General features: G+C 63.7%; 19 protein-coding genes and 1 pseudogene. 15 read left to right on the top strand and 5 right to left on the bottom strand.

The genetic code is table 11. From position 1 onward, the window contains the following. Positions 1–3 precede the first annotated feature (3 nt). Entirely contained in the window at positions 4–834 is an 831-nt protein-coding gene (locus tag AC0L2A_RS18755) for a GNAT family N-acetyltransferase (RefSeq protein ID WP_473610024.1), read from the top strand. A gap of 10 nt (positions 835–844) precedes the next feature. Here the strand turns inward: AC0L2A_RS18755 and AC0L2A_RS18750 are convergent, their stop codons facing one another. Beyond that, a complete protein-coding gene (locus AC0L2A_RS18750) occupies positions 845–1,384 on the bottom strand; it encodes an Lrp/AsnC family transcriptional regulator (protein WP_473610022.1) in 540 nt (179 codons plus the stop codon). Positions 1,385–1,432: 48 nt separating this feature from the next. Here AC0L2A_RS18750 and AC0L2A_RS18745 point away from each other — a divergent pair, with 48 nt between their 5' ends. Together AC0L2A_RS18745 and AC0L2A_RS18740 are read left to right on the top strand one after the other, a co-directional pair. Continuing rightward, positions 1,433–2,611: an MFS transporter gene (locus AC0L2A_RS18745; protein WP_473610021.1), complete on the top strand. Its 1,179-nt coding sequence runs from the start codon at positions 1,433–1,435 to the stop codon at positions 2,609–2,611. Positions 2,612–2,729: 118 nt separating this feature from the next. After that, on the top strand, positions 2,730–3,155 hold the full coding sequence (locus AC0L2A_RS18740; RefSeq protein ID WP_023800170.1) for a GNAT family N-acetyltransferase: 426 nt from the start codon (positions 2,730–2,732) through the stop codon (positions 3,153–3,155). On the opposite strand, the gene AC0L2A_RS18735 is transcribed toward AC0L2A_RS18740, so the two are convergent. Both AC0L2A_RS18735 and murQ read right to left on the bottom strand, forming a co-directional pair. Beyond that, a complete protein-coding gene (locus tag AC0L2A_RS18735; protein ID WP_473610050.1) occupies positions 3,156–4,286 on the bottom strand; it encodes an anhydro-N-acetylmuramic acid kinase in 1,131 nt (376 codons plus the stop codon). 170 nt (positions 4,287–4,456) lie between these two features. Continuing rightward, the gene (gene murQ / locus AC0L2A_RS18730) at positions 4,457–5,380 is read right to left on the bottom strand and encodes an N-acetylmuramic acid 6-phosphate etherase (RefSeq protein ID WP_473610049.1); all 924 of its coding nucleotides are present in this window, start codon (positions 5,378–5,380) and stop codon (positions 4,457–4,459) included. A gap of 170 nt (positions 5,381–5,550) precedes the next feature. Between murQ and AC0L2A_RS18725 the strand changes: the two genes are divergently transcribed. Beyond that, the gene (locus tag AC0L2A_RS18725; protein WP_473610019.1) at positions 5,551–6,660 is read left to right on the top strand and encodes a carbohydrate kinase; all 1,110 of its coding nucleotides are present in this window, start codon (positions 5,551–5,553) and stop codon (positions 6,658–6,660) included. Positions 6,661–6,691: 31 nt separating this feature from the next. Continuing rightward, positions 6,692–7,618: a pseudouridine-5'-phosphate glycosidase gene (locus AC0L2A_RS18720; RefSeq protein ID WP_473610018.1), complete on the top strand. Its 927-nt coding sequence runs from the start codon at positions 6,692–6,694 to the stop codon at positions 7,616–7,618. An 83-nt stretch (positions 7,619–7,701) separates the two neighbouring features. Here the strand turns inward: AC0L2A_RS18720 and AC0L2A_RS18715 are convergent. After that, a pseudogene (locus tag AC0L2A_RS18715) lies at positions 7,702–8,049 on the bottom strand (VWA domain-containing protein); the annotation flags it as partial. 145 nt (positions 8,050–8,194) lie between these two features. On the opposite strand from AC0L2A_RS18715, the gene AC0L2A_RS18710 reads away from it, so the two are divergent. The 10 genes from AC0L2A_RS18710 (at position 8,195) to AC0L2A_RS18665 (ending at position 20,006) form a co-directional block, all read left to right on the top strand. Beyond that, positions 8,195–9,169, top strand: coding sequence for a sugar-binding transcriptional regulator (locus tag AC0L2A_RS18710; RefSeq protein ID WP_287341386.1), 975 nt, complete (start codon positions 8,195–8,197; stop codon positions 9,167–9,169). Between the two features lie 44 nt (positions 9,170–9,213). Next, on the top strand, positions 9,214–10,659 hold the full coding sequence (locus AC0L2A_RS18705; protein WP_128167495.1) for an ABC transporter substrate-binding protein: 1,446 nt from the start codon (positions 9,214–9,216) through the stop codon (positions 10,657–10,659). Positions 10,660–10,857: 198 nt separating this feature from the next. After that, complete coding sequence (locus AC0L2A_RS18700) at positions 10,858–11,781, top strand: carbohydrate ABC transporter permease (protein ID WP_091599904.1); 924 nt, start codon at positions 10,858–10,860, stop codon at positions 11,779–11,781. Positions 11,782–11,790: 9 nt separating this feature from the next. Further along, positions 11,791–12,648: a carbohydrate ABC transporter permease gene (locus AC0L2A_RS18695; RefSeq protein WP_023800184.1), complete on the top strand. Its 858-nt coding sequence runs from the start codon at positions 11,791–11,793 to the stop codon at positions 12,646–12,648. A 6-nt stretch (positions 12,649–12,654) separates the two neighbouring features. Continuing rightward, the gene (locus AC0L2A_RS18690; RefSeq protein WP_027152564.1) at positions 12,655–13,773 is read left to right on the top strand and encodes an ABC transporter ATP-binding protein; all 1,119 of its coding nucleotides are present in this window, start codon (positions 12,655–12,657) and stop codon (positions 13,771–13,773) included. Next, positions 13,770–14,894 (top strand): ABC transporter ATP-binding protein, encoded by a 1,125-nt coding sequence (locus AC0L2A_RS18685; protein ID WP_287172282.1) that lies wholly within the window; start codon positions 13,770–13,772, stop codon positions 14,892–14,894. The genes AC0L2A_RS18690 and AC0L2A_RS18685 overlap by 4 nt, the downstream gene beginning before the upstream one ends. Beyond that, the gene (locus AC0L2A_RS18680; protein WP_473610017.1) at positions 14,894–16,447 is read left to right on the top strand and encodes an FGGY family carbohydrate kinase; all 1,554 of its coding nucleotides are present in this window, start codon (positions 14,894–14,896) and stop codon (positions 16,445–16,447) included. Before AC0L2A_RS18685 ends, AC0L2A_RS18680 begins: the two co-directional genes overlap by 1 nt. Positions 16,448–16,457: 10 nt before the next feature. Next, positions 16,458–17,498, top strand: coding sequence for a 2-hydroxyacid dehydrogenase (locus AC0L2A_RS18675; protein WP_473610015.1), 1,041 nt, complete (start codon positions 16,458–16,460; stop codon positions 17,496–17,498). A 49-nt stretch (positions 17,499–17,547) separates the two neighbouring features. Continuing rightward, complete coding sequence (locus AC0L2A_RS18670) at positions 17,548–19,065, top strand: glycerol-3-phosphate dehydrogenase (protein WP_473610014.1); 1,518 nt, start codon at positions 17,548–17,550, stop codon at positions 19,063–19,065. After that, entirely contained in the window at positions 19,065–20,006 is a 942-nt protein-coding gene (locus AC0L2A_RS18665) for a sugar phosphate isomerase/epimerase family protein (protein WP_473610013.1), read from the top strand. Before AC0L2A_RS18670 ends, AC0L2A_RS18665 begins: the two co-directional genes overlap by 1 nt. A 172-nt stretch (positions 20,007–20,178) precedes the next feature. Here AC0L2A_RS18665 and fba read toward each other — a convergent pair whose 3' ends face one another. Beyond that, the gene (gene fba / locus AC0L2A_RS18660; RefSeq protein WP_473494042.1) at positions 20,179–21,243 is read right to left on the bottom strand and encodes a class II fructose-bisphosphate aldolase; all 1,065 of its coding nucleotides are present in this window, start codon (positions 21,241–21,243) and stop codon (positions 20,179–20,181) included. Positions 21,244–21,375 lie beyond the last annotated feature (132 nt).

The raw sequence follows: 21,375 nt of genomic DNA, 5'->3' as shown, positions 1-21,375 counted from the left end.
CCAATGCGCCGAACGATCAGAACGCTCGCACTTGAAGACGTAAAAATCCTTGTCGACTGGGCGGCAGCAGAGGGCTGGAATCCGGGCCTCGGCGATGCCGTGGCGTTCCATGCGGCGGATCCAGAGGGCTTCATCGGCGCCTTTGTCGATGGCGAGATGGTGGCCGGTATTTCGGCAGTGGCCTATGGCGAGGATTTCGGCTTCATCGGCCTCTACATCTGTCGGCCGGACAGGCGCGGTGAGGGCCATGGCAAGGCGGTCTGGGATGCCGGCATGGCGCGGCTCGGCGACCGTACGGTCGGCCTCGATGGTGTCGTCGAACAGCAGGCCAATTACCGCAGCATGGGTTTTGCGCCGGTCTACCGGACGATCCGGTTCGTCGGATCGCCGAACGGTCCGGCAACTGCCGACAGCGACATTCGCGTCATGGGCCCGGAAGCCGATGTCCTGGACTACGACAGCCGCTTCTTTCCCGCTCCGAGGCAATCCTTCCTGGAACACTGGCTGCGCCCGCCGCACATCGCGCTTGCGATCGTCAAAGACGGCGCGATTGAGGGATATGGCGTCGCGCGCCGATGCCGTGACGGTTGCAAGATCGGGCCGCTCTTTGCCAACAGCCTGGACGCGGCAAGTCGCCTTTTCACGGCGCTCGCCAACGCCTCGGGACCCGGCAATGTCCATCTCGACGTTCCCGAGACCAGCGGGCAATTTGCAGCCAGGCTGACGTCCGCTGGCCTTCAACCGGGCTTCGAGACGGCTCGAATGTATAGGGGAAAAGCGCCGCAGCTCACGCAGTCGGGTGTCTTTGCGATAACCACCCTGGAGCTTGGTTGACTGGACGGCCCTAATACAGCGGCTTGGCCATGTGCCGGGGCGCTGGCCATTCGGTCGTGATCCCGGGCTGCACCGGCCGCTCGAGATAGGTCGACAGAACCACATAGCTTCGCGTCGAGGTCACGCCAGGCGTTTCGTAAAGCTGCGACAGCAGCCCTTCGAGCGCCCTTGTGTCCTCGGTGCGGACCTTGATCAGCATGCATGTGTCGCCGGCCACCGAATGGATCTCCTCGACTTCGGGGTGCTCGGAGATCGCCATCAGTTCGGGGGTCTTTCCCCAGCCCTTGGTGTCGATGTGCACGAAGGCAAGCAACGGCTTGCGCACCGCCTTGGGATCGATGATCGCCGCGGTGTTGCGAATGGCGCCGCTGCGCCGAAGCCGCTTCACCCGTTCATGCGCTGCCGGCGGCGACAGGCCGACACGATCACCGAGTTCGGCATAGCTGACCGTGGCGTCGTCGACCAGAACGCCTAATATCTTTCGGTCGGTCGCGTCGACATCGCGGCCAGTAGGCCTGTTCTGCGGAATGCCATCTGTTTCTTCATCCATGGTGAAATTCCTTATTGATACAGAATTTAATACGGCGATTATCGGCATATGTCGAACAGTGATCAAGTCGCAACATTGACGGCAAGGCCGCCTATCCCGGCGCTCGCCTATCTCTTGACCGGATGCATCGCGGTGATCGGCTCGAACTCGCTGGTTCTCGGTCCGATAGCGCCGGCGGTGGCCGCATCGTTTGCGACGAGCGTGCCGGCCGTCATGATCGCGTCCGCTGCGTTCGGGCTTGGCACGTCGGCAAGCGCCCTGTTCCTGGCCCGCTATATCGATCGGCTCGGCGCCCGCCGCATGCTGCAAGGGGCGTTGCTGCTGCTGGCGGTCGCGCTTCTCGCCAGCGCCGCCGCGCCGACGGTAACGACGCTGGTTGCAGCCCAGCTTGTCGCCGGCATCGCCGCCGGTATCGCCATGCCGGCAATCTATGCCAGCGCCGCGGCGATCGCGCCGCCTGGCCGCGAAAGCGGAACCATCGGCGTCGTGCTGACCGGCTGGACCCTGAGCATGGTCGCCGGCGTCTCATTGTCGGCGGTGCTTGCCGACCTCGTCCATTGGCGCGCCGTTTTCGCAGCGGTTGCGGTGCTTGCGGCGCTCGCGTTGACCGGCCTTACGCTGACGTCGTTGAGCGACGTCAGGAAAAGCGGCCCGGCGCCGACGCCGCTCGGCGCTTTGGCCGTTCCCGGCATAGTGCCGCTCCTGGTCGCCTGCGGCGCCTTCATGACCGCCTTCTACGGCGTCTATGGCTATCTTGGCGATCACCTTCACAACGGCTTGGGGCGGCCGGTCAGCGCCAACGGCTTGGCGGCGCTCGCTTATGGCGCCGGCTTCGGCATGGCGGCGCTGCTTGACGGCGTGATCGATCGGCTTGGCGCGCGACGTGTCATGCCGTTCGCCTATCTCCTCGTCGCGGCCGTCTATGTCGCGCTCGCCGCGGCAGGCAGTAGTTTCCATCTGACCATCGCGATGGTCGCGCTCTGGGGCCTTGGCAATCATTTCGGGCTGAACGTCCTGGTGATGCGCCTCTCGGCGCTCGATCCGGCGCGGCGCGGCACGATCATGGGCCTGAACAGCGCAGTGACCTATCTCGCGGTGTTTGTCGGCACCACGGCCTTCGGACCGCTTTATTCCAGCTTCGGCTTTGCGGCATCAGCAGTGGTCGCCGCGCTGCTCATGCTGGTTGCCGCTGCGGCGGCGGCGTGGCATTCGCCGCGGCCCGTGTAGTCGCGGAGCCACGCGGCGGCAGCGCTTGCGCTCCCCGCCTTTCCTTCGATAATGCAAAATGAAAGTGCCACAAAGCGCTGTATACGGGTATCCGGCTGTGAGCCTGTCTGGACAAGCGATGAACATGACGCTTGAAACCACCGCCGACCCTTCGCCGAAAGAACTCGCTTTTCTCGGGGAGCGGCTCAGCGCGTTCAACGACAGCGAAGTCGGTCCGGCCAACAGGAAGGTGCTCGCGGTGTTCGTGCGCGATGAGCACCGTGCGGTTGTCGGCGGCATCTCGGGATATACCGCCTGGGGCTGGCTCTATGTGCAATGGCTGTGGGTTGATGAGCGACTGCGCGGCCAGCGCATGGCCGGCAGGATGCTGGACGCAGCCGAACAGGAGGCCGTCGCACGCGGCTGTCATGGCGCCTTGATCGACACCTTCAATCCCCAGGCGGCCAAGGCCTATGAGCGTCAGGGGTATCGGCTGTTCGGCGTGCTTCCCGATTTTCCCGCCGGTCGCAGCCGCGTCTTCCTGCAGAAGAAACTGCTGGCTTGATCAGCCGGCAAGGCGTCCGCCGCGCATCGGCTGCGGCACACCGGTGGTGGTCGGAAAACTGATCGGCAGGCCCCTGAGCACGCGAACCGCCAGGAAGGCAAAGCACTCCGCCTCGACCGCGTCACCCTTCCAGCCGAGCGCCTCCGCCGGCACCGCTTCGACGCCGGCGCGGCTGGCGAGCATGGCCATGATCGTCGGGTTGTGGCGGCCGCCGCCGCTGACCACCAGACGCTTCGGCCGGTGCGGCAGGAGGTCGAGCGCCTTGCCGACGGCCGCAGCGGTGAAGGCCGTCAGCAGTGCGGCGCCGTCCTCAGCGTTCATCCCGTCCGCCATGGCCGCGCCGAAATCGAACCGGTCAAGCGACTTTGGATAGGGCTTGGCCAGGTAGGGATGCTGCAGGAGGTTGGCCAGCCGGTCTTCGTCGACGGTGCCGGTCCGCGCCAGCGCGCCGTCGCGATCCATGTCGCCCAGCCCTTTCGCCTTGATGAAATCGTTCAACGGCGCATTGGCCGGTCCGGTGTCGAAGGCGACGACATTGTCCTTGCCGTCCCACCAGGTGATGTTGGCGACGCCGCCGAGATTGAGCACCGCCGTGTCGCCGCTGATATCGGCATCGCGCAGCAGCGCGGCGTGGTAGGCCGCGGACAGCGGCGCCCCTTGCCCGCCGGCGCGCATGTCGGCCGAACGGAAATCATAGGCGATCTTGGTCCCCAGTATGGCATGCATCAAAGCCCCATCGCCGAGCTGGCGGGTCTGGCCGAGCCGGCCGGATTGCGGGGCGCGATGCAGCACGGTCTGGCCATGGAAGCCGACGACGCCGATATCGGCCATCGTCAGCCCGTGGCTTTCGACCAGATCCCTGACGGCTGCCGACTGGGCGCGCGTCAGCGCTTCTTCGGCGTCGCGAAAGATCGCCGGTTCCGGCCCGGAAAAATTCCACGCCCTGGCCTGATCCAGCGTCTCCTCCAGCAGCGTCCGGATCGAGCCGGGGTAGGGCGCCAGCGTGTAGGTGCCGAAATCCTCGATCCGCTCGCCGTCGGTCTTGATCAGCGCAACATCGATATTGCCGTCCAGCACGGTGCCGGTCATCAGGCCGACTGCCCAGATTGGTTCGCCACTTTTCGCAATCATCATTTGTTAGGCTCCGTTGACGCGATCGCCGACCGATGGGCGAATCTCGATAATCCCGCGCTGTCGAAACGGATGTGTCGGATGGATCCGTTTGGTGAGCAAGGTCCCATGCCCTGCCTTTGTCGAAGTCGGTCCATCCTGGATACTGGTATACCGGTATCCAGACAGCTTCACAGCGTCTTTTCGCCGATCGCCTTTCGCAAAAACCCGCCCGCATTGTCGAGCGCCTTGCGCGCCTCTTCGATGCCCATCCCGGTGATTGTCACCAGTATCGCCAGCTTGACGTCTTTGCCGGTCTGGTCGAGCGCCCGTCGTGCCTGCTGCGCTGTGCAGCCGGTGGTCTGCATCACGATCCCGACCGCCCTGGCGACAAGCTTCATGTTGCTGGGATTGAGGTCGACCATCAGGTTCTGATAGCTCTTGCCGATCCGGATCATGCTGGCTGTCGTCAACATGTTGAGAACCAGCTTTTGCGCGGTTCCCGACTTCAGCCGGGTCGAGCCGGCGAGAACCTCGGGGCCGACAAGCGGAGAGATGGCAATGTCGGCAATGCCGGCAATGACTGACCTGGGGTTGCAGGAAAGCGCCACCGTCGTTGCTCCGACCTGCCTTGCATAGGTCAAGCCGCCGATGACGTAGGGTGTGCGGCCGCTGACCGCGATGCCGACCACCACATCGTCGGCGGTCAACTTGATGTCCTGCAGTGCCTTGATGCCTTGTTGCGGATCATCCTCGGCGCCTTCCACAGCCCGCACCAGCGCATTCGGGCCGCCGGCGATCAGGCCGAGCACCATGCCCTCGGGCACGCCAAATGTTGGCGGACACTCCGAGGCGTCGAGAACCCCCAGCCGGCCGCTCGTGCCGGCGCCCATATAGACAAGCCGCGCGCCTTTTTGAAACGCACCAACGATCCGGTCTACCGCGGCAGCAATTTCCGGAATGACCTTCTCGACGGCGGCCGGAACGCCGCTGTCCTCGTCATTGATCAGGCGCAGGATCTCGATGGTCGGCAGCAGGTCGATATCCATCGTCCTCGGGTTCCGATCCTCGGAAACCAACCGCTCCAGCTCCGCCATCAACTCCTGTTCATTCATCCGCTTGCTTTCAAACATCTTGCCATCGGCAACAAGTAATGTGATGCGGCGCCGGGCGTTGACCAGTACCAGCGACTGGCATCGACAGGCTCGCCAGCCAAACAAATGTTGACAACATCATCTGTTGTTGATCAAGGTTCAGCATCAATTGCGCGGACCGGGGTGAGGCGATGGACGACCTTGGAGCACAGGAACAGGCAGTGCTGGATCTCATCGCGGCGAACCCGTTCGCCGGCCAGCAGGATATAGCGACCGCGCTCGGCATTGCCCGCTCGACCGTCGCGGCCCACATCGTGCAGCTCGTCAACAAGGGCTACATTCTTGGCCGCGGCTATGTCTTGCCGGCCTCCAAGCGCATGATCTGCATCGGCGGCGCCGTCCTCGACCGCAAGTACCACGCCAGGAAGGATCTGATCTTCGGGACGTCGAACCCGGTCGCCGGCTACCGCAGCTTCGGCGGCGTCGCCCGCAACGTCGCCGAGAACCTTGTCCGCCTCGGCGTCGACATAAGCTTCGTTTCGATTGTCGGCGACGACGAGACCGGCCGCTCGCTGGTGCGGCATCTGCGCGACCTCGGCGCCGACGTCAGCCAGGTCATCACGTCAACGGAGCGGCCGACCGCGGAATATGCAGCGATCCTCGACCTCAATAACGATCTCGTGCTCGGCATCGCCGACATGGAGATCTTCGATCTGTTTTCGCCATCCTGTCTCGACCGTTTCTGGCCGCATCTGGCTTCGGCGAATTGGGTGTTCATCGACTGCAACCTGCCGGCCGCGACGATCGCGGCGCTGATGTCACGCAAGCAAGGCGCGCGCTTCAAGCTCGCCATCGACACGGTGTCGTCGCCGAAATCGGCGCGCCTGCCGAAGGACCTGACCGGCATCGACCTTTTATTCACCAACCATGACGAGGCCAATACGATGCTTGGCATCACCGATGCCGACAAGCGGCTGAAGCCGAAAGAGGCCGCGGCGGCGCTGCGCGCGGCCGGCGCCAGCGAGGTGATCGTGACCATGGGCGCGCACGGATTTGCGGTCGCGACCGAAGGCGGCGTGGCAACGATGCGTTCCGTCTCGGCCCGCGCCGTCGACATCACCGGAGCCGGCGACGCAATGATTGCCGGCACCATGTACAAGGTGCTTTCGGGCGATCCCGTGCTCGACGCGGCGCGCACCGGGGCGCTGCTCGCCACGCTGACCACCGAGAGCGAATCCAGCGTCCATCCCGATCTGTCGCCGCGCTTCCTCACCGCCGGCATGTACCGCATTCCCGCCTGAACGCGAGTCGAACCCTGAAAGCGAAACGACGATGAAACCTTCCCTTCTCCATCTGAACGACGAAGTCGCTGCAGCACTTCGTGAAGGCCGCGCGGTGGTGGCGCTGGAATCGACGATCATCACCCACGGCATGCCCTATCCGGCCAATCTGGAGACTGCCCGCGGCGTCGAGACCATGGTGCGCGAGAATGGCGCCGTGCCCGTCACGATCGCGGTGGTTGCCGGCAAGATCAAGGTCGGGCTCGATGACCGCGAGCTGGAGCAACTGGCAGCGGCAAAGGACGTGGTCAAGGCGTCCGGGCGCGACCTCGCCGCCATCATGGTGAGCGGCGGCTCGGCCGGGACCACGGTTTCGGCGACGATGCGGATCGCTGCATTGGCTGGCATCGGTATTTTCGCGACCGGCGGCGTCGGCGGCGTGCATCGTGGCGCCGAGGCCAGTTTCGATATTTCGGCCGACCTGACCGAACTCGGCCAGACCGGCACGACCGTCGTCTGCGCCGGCGTGAAATCGATCCTCGATATTGCAAAAACGCTGGAATATCTGGAGACCCAGCGCGTGCCGGTGATTGCCTACCAGAGCGACGACTTTCCGGCTTTTTATACGCGCTCCAGCGGACTTAAAGCCGATCACCGCCTCGATACGCCGCAGGACATTGCGCAGGCCATGCTGCTGCACGAGCAGATCGGCTCGGGCACAGGCATCCTCGTCGCCAACCCAATTCCGCAAGTGGATGCGCTCGATCCGGCCTTCATCGACGGCATGATCACGGCAGCGGTGGCGGAAGCCGAAGAACGCGGCATCGGACGCAAGGAGCTGACGCCGTTCCTGCTCGCCCGCATCAACGAGCTTTCGCAAGGCCGCAGCCTGAAGGCCAACATCGCGCTGGTCCGCAACAACGCCGCGCTTGCCGCTCGCATCGCCGTGGCGCATGCGGAATTGAAGGACATGAAATAGCGGAACTGCCGGCCACAATCGCTGACCTGTCCAGCCGCTTTCCAGCCGCGACAGGAGTTCGGCAACCCTCTGGAACATGGGGCTCAGTCGTCCGCCCTTGGCGCCTCGGTCTCGGCGCGAACCAGCTTGATGTCGGCGCCCGCGGCCCAGGCGCCGATATCTTCCCGGCGCAATGCCGCCGCCATCATCTCTGGAAACAAATCCGGCGTGCAGGCGAAGACCGGAATGCCGAGTGCGGCAACCGAACCTGCCATTGCCGGATCATAGCCGGGCCGGCCTTGGTCGGTCAGTGCCAGAAGCACGACGACATTGACGCCGGATCGAACCAGCGCCGCCAGCCGCCGCAGCAATTCCTGGCCATTGCCGCCCTCGTAGAGGTCGGTGACCAGCACCAGATGCGACTTGGTTGGCCGCTCGATACGGTCGGCGCATTTCAGACTGGCACCGCCCTGCACGATGGCTGCTTCAGCAGGCCTTTTTTGCCCTCTCAAGGTGATTTGAACGCTGCGGCGCTTGACTCCTGCGACACCTTGTGAAAAATTTTGCATCACCTGATAAAAATATCTTAGGGCGGAAATGGTTGGTTTTGGAAACGGCCTCCTGCGCGACGATGAAACCAGTATGGCGACGCGCGCCGCCTGGCTCCATTATGCTGGCGGCCTGACCCAGTCGGAGGTCGCCAAGCGGCTTGGCCTGACCAGCCTCAAGGCACATCGCCTCATTACCAAGGCCAATCAGGAAGGGCTGGTCAAAGTCTATATCGACGGCGAAGTGTCGGAATGCGTCGCGCTTGAAGACGATTTGTCCAGCCGCTACGGCCTCGATTATTGCGAGGTCGTTCCCGACTTCGATGGCGAGGACTTGCCGCTCAAGGCGCTCGGCATCGCCGGCGCGCAGTTCCTCAAGCGTGAGATCGAACGCGGCGAGGATACGCTGATCGGCGTCGGCCATGGCCGCACGCTCGCCGCCTGCGTCGAATATCTGCCGCGCATATCGGCCGAAAAGACCCGATTCGTCTCATTGCTCGGCGGCCTGACGCGCAAGTTCTCAGCCAATCCGCACGACGTCATTCACCGCCTGGCCGAACGGACCGGCGCCGAAGCCTATGTGATGCCGGTGCCGATGTTCGCCAACACGGTCGAGGATCGAACCGTGCTGCTCGGGCAGAAGGGCATCAGCGAGGTTTTCGATCTCGGCAAGTCCGCCGACCTGCTCATCGCCGGCATCGGCACTGCCGAGCGCGAGGCGTCGCTGGTCGCCACCGGCATGATCGAGAAGGGCGAAATGGAGGAGATCCGCCGCAACGGCGGTGTCGGCGAACTGCTCGGCCATTTCTTCGATGACGCTGGAAAGGCGGTCGAGACGACGCTTTCCAACCGCGCGCTGGCACTGGCGCGCGAAGACATCAGCAATCGCAGGATTGTCGCCGTTGCCGGCGGCAAGGTGAAGGTTCGTGCCATCAAATCCGTGTTGGAGGGTCGCTATCTCAAGGGCCTGGTCACCGATGAGCGGACGGCGCGAAAACTCGTGGAGCAGACGCCGGTCGGGTAGCCGGCAGCCATTCGATTGAAACTACCCTGTGGAGGAGAAGACAAATGCATGAGAAAGAAAAAGACCTGATCGACGCGTTCCTGCGCGGACAAGTCGATCGTCGTGGGCTGATCAAGGGCCTTGGCGCGATGGGCCTTGCCGCCGGCACGGCCGGAACGCTGCTCAATCTGGGGCAGACCCGTGCGCTGGCGGCGGACTTCGACTGGCAGGCGCACAAGGGCAAGACCATCAAGCTCTTGCTCAACAAGCATCCTTATGCCGATGCGATGATTGCCAACCTTGAAAACTTCAAGAAGTTGACCGGCATGGAAGTCGTCTACGACGTCTTCCCGGAGGATGTCTATTTCGACAAGGTCACCGCTGCGCTGTCGGCCAGCTCGCCTGAATACGATGCCTTCATGACCGGCGCCTACATGACCTGGACCTACGGCCCGGCCGGCTGGATCACCGACCTCAACGAATGGATCAAGGATCCGACCAAGACCAATGTGAACTATGCCTGGGACGACTTCCTGCCCGGTGTCAGGAAGTCCTGCGCCTGGAACGGCCAGCCCGGCGGCGTGCTCGGTTCCGATGACGCCAAGCAGTGGTGCATTCCGTGGGGCTTCGAACAGAACAACATCACCTACAACAAGGGCATGTTCGACAAGGTCGGGGTCAGCGTTCCCGGCAATATGGACGAGATGGTCGCTACGGCGGCCAAGCTGACCAAGGATGTCGGCGGCGGCGTCTACGGAATCGGCGTGCGCGGCTCGCGCTCCTGGGCGACGATCCATCCCGGCTTCCTGTCGGCTTATGCCAACTTTGACCAGAAGGACCTGAACGTCTCGGCTGATGGCAAATTGTCGGCCGCGATGAACACCGCCGAATCCAAGGCCTTCCACAAGCAGTGGGTCCAGATGATTCAGGAGAGCGGCCCCAAGGACTGGTCGACCTACACCTGGTATCAGGTCGGCACCGATCTTGGCGCCGGCGCCTCGGCGATGATCTTCGACGCCGACATCCTCGGCTATTTTATGAATGGCGGCGACAACAAGATGGCCGGCAAGCTCGCCTTCTCCGCCTTCAAGGCCAATCCCGCCGCCAAGGCTCCGACGCCCAACATCTGGATCTGGTCGCTGTCGATGTCCAATTTCTCGAAGGACAAGGACGCCACCTGGTACTTCATGCAATGGGCATCCGGGCCCGAGCATGCACTGTTCGGTGCGACCGAGATGGACTTCGTCAATCCGGTGCGTCAGTCGGTCTGGAACGACCAGATGTTCCGCGAGAAGCTGAACAAGAGCTATCCGGGTTATGTCGAGATGTTCGACGTTTCGGCGCCGGGCGCCAGCATCAAGTTCACCCCGCAGCCGCTGTTCTTCGATCTGACCACCGAATGGGCGGCGACGCTGCAGAAGATGGTGGCCAAGGAAGTGCCGGTCGACGAAGGCCTCGACATGCTGGCCAGCAGCGTCGACGGCCAGCTCAAGGAAGCCGGGCTCGGCTGAGTCCTGGCGGCCGGCCGGCCCGCTGCTGCGGGCCAGCCGGCCATTCCACTGCGAAGCGGCGCCTGGAGCATCGGACCCAAATCGGTTTTGGGAAATTCCGATGTTCAAACAACGGCGGTGCCGCCACTCGCCCAACCGGCCGCCTAGCTCCCTGGGCGGCCGGCAGGGCGAAGCAACAGAGATGACGGGTGAGCCACGATGACTACGGCGACAATGCAAAGAAACAGGCCTTCCGGCTTCAGGATCAGCAAGAAAGTGCTGCCCTATGTGCTCAGCCTGCCGGCCTTGCTCGTCTGCATCGGCATCCTGATCCCGTTCTTCACGTCGGTCGTCTATTCGTTCCAGCGCTATCGGCTGAGCCAGCCCTGGGCGCGGCAGTTCAACTGGGGCGACAATTACATCTCGTTTTTCACCGACCCGAGGTTCTGGAACACGCTGGAGATATCGCTGCTCTATGCCGGTATCACCGTGCTGCTCGAACTGCTTCTCGGTCTCGGCATCGCCATGCTGCTGCAGAAGCGCTCGACGCTGAACAATTTCATCTCGATCATGCTGTTGATGCCGCTGATGACGGCGCCGGCGCTTGCCGCGCTGATGTGGAAGCTGATGACCAATCCCGGCTTTGGCGTGCTGAGCTACCTCGCCAGCCTGATCGGATTGCAGGATTTCCGCTGGGCTTCGTCGCCGTCGACCGCGCTTTTCACGGTGGTGCTTGTCGATATCTGGGTCTACACGCCCTTCATCATGATCCTGCTGCTTGCCGGCCTGCGCAGCCTGCCGACGCAGCCCTTCGAGGCGGCGGCACTTGACGGCGTGCCGCGGAGTTTCGTGTTCTTCCGCATCACCTTGCCGATGCTGACGCCCTACATCCTGACGGCGACGCTGTTTCGCCTGCTGGATTCCATCCAGCAGTTCGACATCATCTATGCCATGACCCAAGGCGGTCCGGGCGACACGCTGACCGTTTTCCAGGTCGAGGCCTACCTCAACTTCTTCCAGTCGACCAATGTCGGCCGCTCGGCGGCGCTGATGATCATCCTGTGGGCGATCACCTATTTCCTCTCGAACATCTTCATCAAGAACTGGCTGCGGCTGCGCGAACGCGCCCGCGGCCTGGCATAGGAGGCCGGGATGGAACACACCTCGCTTCTCGAACGCATCCTGCGTGGCATAGCGCTGACGCTGGTCGTGATCTTCTTCATGTTCCCGATCGTCTGGATCCTCATGATGTCGTTTCAGACCAACGAGACCATCCTGCGGATTCCGCCGCAGCTTGTCTTCAAGCCGACGCTGGCCAACTACACCGCGCTGATCACCGGCAAGCTGACAACGGCGGCCGGCACGCTCGACATCGCCTTCATGCGCAACCTGTGGAATTCGGTGTTCCTGTCGGTCACCTCGGTCGCCGTCGCGCTGCTGCTCGGCGTCCCCGCCGCTTACGCCTTTGCCCGGCACAAATTCCGCGGCTCGGAGGACATCGCCTTCACGCTGCTGTCGTTCCGGTTCGCGCCGGCGCTGCTGGTACTGCTGCCGCTCACCCTCTATTTCCAGAAGCTTGGACTGGCCAACACCTATATCGGGCTGATCTGGGTCTATCAGTTGATCTGCCTGCCGCTGATCCTGTGGATCGTGCGCGGCTATTTCGAGGACATCCCGGCCGATATTGAATACGCCTATCGCATTGCCGGCCATTCCTGGTTCGCCACCTTCCGCAAGATCGCGCTGCCGCTCGCCGGCCCCGGCATCGCGGCTGCCGGCCTGCTCGCCTTCATCTTCGCCTGGAACAATTTCATCTTCGCGCTCGTGCTCGCTTCGGCCGACAAGCAGCCGGTGACGGTCGGCGCGCTCGCCTTCATCACCTCCTCCGGCATCCAGTACGGCCAGATCTCGGCAGCGATCGTGCTGTCGATCACCCCGACGCTGGCGCTCGCCCTTTACGCGCAGCGCTATCTCGTCGAAGGCCTGTCGCTCGGTGCGGTGAAAGGATAGCTCCCGATGGCCAGCCTCGAATTGCGAAATGTCGTCAAGCGCTACAAGAGCCAGACTGTGCTCGACAATCTGTCGTTGAGCGTCGCCGACGGCGAAACCCTGGTCCTGTTCGGACCGTCCGGCGCCGGCAAGACGGTGCTGCTGCGGCTCGTCGCCGGCGTCATCGACCCTGATGAGGGAAAAATCTTCATCGGCGGCGAGGACATGACCGATCTTGACGCCGAGTTCCGCGGCGTCGGCATGGCATTCCAGAATTTCGCGCTGTTTCCGCACATGACCGCCTTCGACAACATCGCCACGCCGCTTCAGGCCAAGCGATCGTCGCAAAGCGCGATGAAGGCGGGTGTCGAGAGCGTCGCCAAGCTGCTGAAGATCGGCCACGTGCTCAGCCACAAGCCACGGGCGCTGTCCAACGGCCAGAAGCAGCGCACCGCGCTCGCCCGCGCCCTGGTCGGCTCGCCGCCGGTGCTGCTGCTCGACGATCCGCTGCGCAACGTCGATGCCAAACTGCGCTTCGAGATGCGGCTCGAACTGCCGAGGCTGCTGGCAGATCGCGGTGCGACCGTCGTCTACGTCACCCAGGACTACAAGGAGGCCATGGCGCTCGGCGATCGCATCGCGGTGATGTCGCAAGGCGTCATCAAGCAACTCGGCACGCCCGAACAGATCTATCGCGAGCCGGCCAACATCGAGATCGCGCGGCTGTTCGGCGATCCGACAATCAACCTGCTCGACGTCAAGCCGTCGCGCGATGCCAAGGGCATCTATGTCGGCCTGTCGAATGTCCAGGTCCATCTGACCGGCGCCTATGACGCCACGGTCGGCCGCGATTGCGTGATCGGCTTGCGGCCCGAAGCGCTGCGCTTCGTCGACGAAGGAACACCTGCTGCCATTCCGGTGACCGTCGAGGCGGAGACGCCGCTCAACGAAAAGATCGTCACGCTGGTGCGCACCGTGCGCGGTCGCGAAATCCTGGTTTCCCGGCCGGCCGGAACAGCGGGTCAAACCGAGGGCAGGGCCCATATCGCCGTCGACGGCAAAAGCGCCCTGCTGTTCGATCGTGCCAGTGGCGACCGTATCGGCTCGAAAAACGTCGTCAATTTGCGCAGCGGAGAAGCGGCATGAGCCAGAGCGCACTCACCATTTCCGGCGTCGACAAATTCTACGGCCCGATCGACCGAGGTGTGCACGCCGTTCAGAATCTGACGATGGAAATCGACAAGGGCGAGATCGTCGCACTGCTCGGCTCGTCCGGCTGCGGCAAGACTTCGACATTGCGCATGATCGCCGGCTTCGAAGAGGTCTCGCGCGGCAGCATTTCGGTTGCCGGCCGCAAGGTGCACACGCTGCCGCCGGTCAAGCGCAATGTGGCGATGGCGTTCGAGGGCTATTCGCTGTATCCGCCGCTGACCGTGCGCGAGAACATGGCGTTTGCGCTGAAGGCGGCCAGGCTGCCGAAAAGTCAGGTCGACGCGAAAGTTGCCAGCATCGCCAAGCTGCTCGAGATCGAGGACATTCTTGAGCGCTATCCGAGTTCCATCTCCGGCGGCCAGCAGCAGCGCGCCAGCCTCGGCCGGGCACTGATCCGCGAGGCCGACCTGCATCTGCTGGACGAACCGATGGGCCAGCTCGAGCCGCAGCTTCGCGCGGTGCTGCGCGGCCGCATCAAGCACTTCATCAAGGAGCGCGGCTTGACCGCGATCCTGGTCACTCACGACCAGACCGAGGCCAACGCGTTGGCCGACCGGATCGCGGTGATGGAAGGCGGCGTGCTGCAGCAGTTCGATACGCCCGATATGCTCAAGCAGCGGCCGGCCAACCTGTTCACCGGCACGTTCGTCGGCGAGCCGCCGATGAATGTCTTCGAGGCCTATGTCGGCACGGCCGCCGACAAGATCAATCTGCGGCTGCCCGACGGGCTTTCACTCGACTATGACAAGGACGCGTTCAGCGGCTCGGTTCGCGACGAATTGCTCAAACGGCAGCGGGTCGTCATCGGTGTCAGGCCCTATGCGGTTCGCCGCTCGAAGGACGGCGTGCCGGCGACGGTTTCGGCCAACCAATGGCTCGGCGACCAGACCCATATCGCGGCGGATTTCGCCGGCGGCTCGCTGGTCCTGGTCGAACATGACCGGACCCGGCTGGAGCTTGGCGCGCCGATCAACATCAGCATCGATCCGAAAAATCTGCACGTCTTCGATCAGTCCAGCGGCATGGCCATTTCGCACGGCATGGAGCTTGCCTGATGCGGGATGTGCTGATCGGCATCGACGCCGGCACGTCTGTCATCAAATCCGTCGCCTTCGACACGGCGGGCCGGCAGCTCGCGGCCGCGGCGGTGCCGAACCGGTACGAGACCTTGCCGGGCGGCGGCGCCGAGCAGGATCTGGCACGCACCTGGACCGATACCGCGACCACATTGCGCCAGCTTGCCGACAAGGTGCCGGACCTCGCCAACCGCATCATTGCGATCGCCGTGACCGGGCAGGGCGACGGCACCTGGCTGATCGACAAGGACGGTGACCCGGTCGCCAAGGGCTGGCTGTGGCTCGACGCGCGCGCTGCCGCCATCGTCGAGGAGATCCGCGCGCGCCCCGATGACCGGCTTCGTTTCGAAAAGACCGGCAGCGGGCTCGCCGCCTGCCAGCAGGGGCCGCAGCTTGCCTTCATGAAGCGCAACGCGCCTGACAGGCTTGCCGGCGCCGCGACAGCGTTCCATTGCAAGGACTGGCTCTATTTCAACTTGACCGGCGAACGCGCCACCGATCCTTCCGAGGGCACCTTCACCTTTGGCGACTTCCGCACCCGCTTCTATTGCGACGAGGTGCTTGAGGTGCTCGGCGTCGCCGACCTCAGGCATCTGCTGCCGCCGATCGTCGACGGCACCAGGCATAGCGCCGGCCTGTCGGCGGCGGCTGCCGAAGCGACCGGGCTGCTTTCCGGTACGCCGGTGGTGCTGGCCTATGTCGACGTGGCCTGCACCGCGCTCGGCGCCGGCCTGCTCGACCGCGAGCGCAAGCCTGGCTGCTCGATCATCGGCTCCACCGGCATGCATATGCGGCTTGCTCAGACGCCGGACGAGGTGCTGCTCAACGAGGCCAGGACCGGCTACACGATGACGATGCCGGCGCCCGGCGTCTTTGCGCAGATGCAGTCGAACATGGCAGCGACGCTCAACATCGATTGGATCCTTGGCCTCGCCTCCGGCATACTCGCCTCGCAAGGCATCACCCGCAGCAATGGCGAGATGATCGCGCTGGTCGACGAATGGATATCGTCATCGGAGCCGGCCTCGCTGCTCTATCAGCCCTATGTGTCGGAGGCCGGCGAGCGCGGGCCGTTCGTCGATGCCAATGCCAGGGCCGGTTTCGTCGGCATTTCGTCGCGGCACGGTTATGCCGATATGGTTCGCGCTGTTTTTGAGGGGCTGGCATTCGCGTCGCGCGATTGCTACGCCGCCATGGGGCCGCTGCCGAGCGAAATCCGGCTGACCGGCGGCGCCGCCAGAAGCCCGGCTCTGCGCAAGATCCTCGGCGCTGTCGTCGGCGCCGACATTCGCACCAGCCAACGCGAGGAAGCCGGTGCCGCGGGCGCCGCGATGATCGCTGCGGTCTGCGTCGGCCAATACAGTTCGATGGACGAATGCGTCGGCGAATGGGTCACGCCGCTGCTGGGTGCGGCGGAACCGAGCGACCGAAAACTTGCCGCGATCTATGAGCGGGCGATTCCGTCCTACACATTGGCGCATGAGGCGCTGCGGCCGGTCTGGCGGTCGATGGCCGCGTCCAGGTCAAACTGAGAAGTCGAGCATGCGTAAGAAGATTGCAATCATTGGCGACCGCTTCATGCTTCCCGAGGTCTTTCGCGAGAAAATCGAGAAGGCCTGCGGCGCCAATCTCGACATTCGCACCCTTGAGGCGGCCTGGCCCGACGAGCCGATGGAATTCGGCAACGCGGCGCTCGGCCTCGACAAGGTGAAGGAGTATTTTGGCGATCCGGACGAGGTGGTCGATTTCATTGGCGACGCCGAGATCTTCGTCACCCAGCTTGCGCCGCTGTCCGAGACCATGATGCAGCGTCTGCCTGCGCTGAAGCTGGTTGCGGTCTCGCGCGGCGGCCCGATCAACATCGACATGGTTGCCGCCAGGGCCCACGGCATCACCGTCGTCAATGTGCCCGGCCGCAATGCAAGTGCTGTGGCCGAGTTCACCATCGGCGCGATCCTTGCCGAGACGCGGCTGATCCGGGTCGGGCACGAGGCCTTGCGCAAAGGGGAATGGCGCGGCGATCTCTACCGGGCCGACCGTACCGGCCGCGAGCTCAACGAAATGACCGTCGGCGTCATCGGCTACGGCAATATCGGCACCAAGGTTGTCCGCCTGCTGCGCGCCTTCGGCTGCCGCATCCTGGTCACCGATCCCTATGTGCAACTGAGCGCCGAAGACCGCAATGACGGCGTCGAACTGGTCGCGCTCGACGATCTCCTGTCCCGCTCCGACGTGGCGACGCTTCATCCCCGGGTGACCGAAGAGACCCGCGGCCTGATCAACAAGGACACCATCGCCCGGATGAAGCCGGGGGTGATTTTCGTCAACACCGCGCGCGGGCCGCTGGTCGACTACGACGCGCTCTACGATGCGCTGGTCTCTGGCCATATCGGCAGCGCCATGCTGGAGACGTTTGCGGTCGAGCCGGTGCCTGCCGACTGGCCGCTGCTGCAGCTTCCGAATGTCACCTTGACGCCGCATATCGCCGGCGCTTCCGTGCGCACGGTGACCTATGCGGCCGAGCAAGCGGCCGAAGAGGTGCGCCGCTTCATCGTCGGGCTCCCGCCGGTCAACCCGTGCTGAAGGTCGCGGCAGCCATGAAACGCAATCCAGGCATAGAGGATCCGGCGAGATGAGCGGCGCCACTGAAATCGTCGATCTGTTCGTCATCGGCGGTGGCGTCAATGGCGCCGGCATCGCGCGCGACGCAGTCGGCCGCGGGCTTTCCGTCATCCTGTGCGAAAAAGACGATCTCGCCGAAGGTACCAGTTCGCGATCGGGAAAGCTCGTCCATGGCGGCCTGCGCTATCTCGAATACTACGAATTCCGGCTGGTGCGCGAGGCGCTGATCGAACGCGAAGTGCTGCTTGAATCGGCGCCGCATATCATCTGGCCGATGCGCTTCGTGCTGCCGCACAGCCCGGACGACCGGCCGGCCTGGCTGGTCCGGCTCGGTCTGTTCCTCTACGATCATCTTGGCGGCCGCAAGCGGCTGCCGGGCACCCGCACGCTCAACCTGCGCACCGCGCCCGAAGGCGCACCGATCAAGGATGCGTTCAAGCGCGGTTTCGAATATTCCGATTGCTGGGTCGACGACGCCCGTCTCGTCGTCATCAATGCGCTCGATGCTGCGGAACGGGGAGCCAGGATCTTCACCCGGACCGCCTGCACCGCCGCCCGCCGTGAAAACGGCCTGTGGTCGGTCGAGATGCGCGACAGCCGAACCGGCGTCAGGACCACGGTTCGGGCGCGTGCGCTGATCAACGCCGCCGGTCCCTGGGTCAACGACATCATCAACCGCGTGGCTGGTCAGAACTCCAAGCGGAATGTCCGGCTGGTCAAGGGCAGCCACATCGTCGTGCCGAAATTCTGGGAAGGGCGGCAGGCCTATCTGGTCCAGAACAGCGACAAGCGCGTGATCTTCATCAATCCCTACCAGAACGATCTGGCCCTGATCGGCACCACCGATATTCCCTATGAGGGGCGGCCGGAAGACGTAGCGGCGGATGCCAGCGAGATCGACTACCTGATCAAGGTGGTCAACCGCTACTTCAAGCGCGAACTTGCCCGCGACGATGTCATCTACTCGTTCTCGGGTGTCAGGCCGCTCTATGACGACAACGCCGACAATCCGAGCGCGGTGACGCGCGACTATATTTTCGAACTCGACGCATCATCCGGGCAGGCGCCGCTGCTCTCCGTCTTCGGCGGCAAGATCACCACCTTCCGCAAGCTGGCCGAGCATGCGCTGGACCGGATCGCGCCGTTCTTTCCGAAAATGGGCAAGCCGTGGACGTCGAAAGGACATCTGCCGGGCGGCGATATCGCCAACGCCGACTTCGAGCAGTTTCTCGGCGACCTCGGCCGCGAATATCCCTGGATGCCGGCATCGCTGGTCAAGCAGTATGGCCGGCTCTACGGCACCAGGACGCGCGTTGTGGTCGGTGCGTCCAGGTCGCTCACCGAACTGGGCCGGTGCTTCGGCAAGGATTTTTTCGAACGCGAAGCCAGTTATTTGTTCGAGCATGAATGGGCGCTGACCGCTGCCGATATTCTCGAACGGCGCACCAAGCACGGCCTGCATCTGTCCGCCGCGGAAAGAGCCGCCTTCGAGGACTGGTGCGTTGGCCGACTGGTGAGGGCAGGCTGATGACTTTTACGCTTTCCCTCAACACCAATCCGCTGGTCAACCGTTTTGCCGAACCGGACGATCTGATCGACGCGATCGCCTACGACATCGGCATCCGGGACGTGCAGCTCACGCATGAATTCGTCAATCCCGGCTGGCCGGCGGCGACGATCTCGAAATTCGTCCGCCTGTTCCGCACGGCGCTCGACCGCACCGGCGTGCGCGTGACGTCCGGGATGACCGGCCCTTACGGGCGGCTCAACCATTTCGGCCATCCCGACGCCGACGTGCGCCGCTACTACGTCGATTGGTTCAAGACCTTTGCCGACATTTCGGCCGAGCTCGGCGCCAGCGGCATGGGCACGCAGTTCGCGATCTTCACGCACCGGGATTTTGACGATCCCGAGCGTCGCGCGCGGCTTTTCGACATCGCGCTGGAATGCTGGCGCGACGTCGCCGAGCACGCCAGGGCGGCCGGTTTGACCTATCTGTTCTGGGAGCCGATGTCGGTCGGCCGCGAACTCGGCCATACGATCGAGAGTTGCCGGGCCCTGCACAACGAGATCGAAGCGGCCGGCATGGCCATCCCGCTGAAGATGATGGTCGATATCGACCATGGCGACGTCACCTCGAGCAATCCGGACGACATCGACCCCTATGCCTGGGCCGAAGCCTTTCCCACGGTATCGCCGATCATCCACATCAAGCAGTCGTCGATGAACAAGGGCGGCCATTGGCCGTTCATCGCCGCCTACAACAAGGACGGCCGCATCACACCGGAAAAATTGTTGGAGACGGTTCGCCGCGGCGGCGGCGTCGACAACGAGATCTGCCTCGAACTGTCGTTCCGCGAACGCGAGCCGGTCGACCACCAGGTCGTCGCGATGATCCGCGAGTCGGTCGATTATTGGGCGCCGTTCATCGAGACCGGCAGGGCGGCGATTTTGCCGCGAACAGGATAGAACCGGCGGCGAATCCCCCCTCACCCGGATTGCCAGCCGAATTGCAAAGGGCAATTCGGGGCAATCCGACCTCTCCCCGAGGGGAGAGGAGATCGCCGGCGTTGGCGCTAAGCCTCTTCTCCCCAGCGGGGAGAAGGTGGCCGCAAAGCGGCCGGATGAGGGGGAGCCTCACTCAGCCGAATTTCGGGTCGAGACTGCCCGACTTGTATCGCTTGGCCATTTCCGAGACCGGCAGCGGCTTGATCCTGGGGGCGTTGCCGGCGGTGCCGAACTGCTCGAAGCGCTCCTTGCACAGCTTCCTCATGGCGGCCATTGCCGGCGTCAGATATTTGCGCGGATCGAACTCGCTCGGGTTCTCGGTCAGCACCTTGCGGATCGCGCCGGTCAGCGCCATGCGGTTGTCGGTGTCGATGTTGATCTTGCGCACGCCGTGCTTGATGCCGCGCTGGATCTCCTCGACCGGCACGCCCCATGTCGGCTTCATCTGGCCGCCATATTTGTTGATGATCTCCTGCAGCTCTTCCGGCACCGAGGACGAGCCGTGCATGACCAGGTGCATGTTCGGCAGGCGGCGGTGGATCTCCTCGATCACGTTCATGGCGAGCACCGCGCCGTCCGGCTTGCGCGAGAACTTGTAGGCGCCGTGGCTGGTGCCCATGGCGACGGCCAGCGCATCGACATGCGTGTCCTTGACGAACTGCACCGCCTGCTCCGGATCGGTCAGCAACTGGTCATGGCTGACGGTGCCCTCGACGCCGTGGCCGTCTTCCTGTTCGCCGCCGCCCATCTCCAGGGATCCGAGAACGCCGATCTCGCCTTCCACCGACACGCCGCCCCAATGCGCCATGTCGACGACGCGCCGCGTGATGCCGGAATTATAGTCGTAATCGGCCGGCGACTTGCCGTCCTCCTTCAGCGATCCGTCCATCATCACCGAGGTGAAGCCGTGCTGGATCGCGGTCACGCAGGTGGCTTCGTTGTTGCCATGGTCGAGATGCATGCAGACCGGGATATCGGGATGGATCTCGACCAGCGCGTCGATCAGCTTGGCCAGCACGACGTCGTTGGCATAGGCGCGGGCGCCGCGGCTCGCCTGCAGGATGACAGGCGATTTGGTCTCCTTGGCCGCCTCCATGATGGCAAGGCCCTGTTCCATATTGTTCATGTTGAAGGCAGGCACGCCATAGCCGTGTTCGGCGGCATGGTCGAGCAATTGTCTCAATGTGATGCGAGCCACCCAATGGTCTCCCGTATTTGGTTTCAAGCCTATGGTTTGCGAGCTGTCCGGTCGTCATTCAGCCCATTGATGCTTCTGGCCGGATTTCCGGAGAACCGCAACCTCTGGCCATGCCGGCGAGAGCAATTCTTG

The sequence above is a fragment of the Mesorhizobium sp. WSM4844 genome (genome assembly GCF_055811775.1).
The sequence above is the reverse complement of the archived record's forward strand: the minus strand, read 5'-3'. Positions and strand labels throughout refer to the sequence as shown.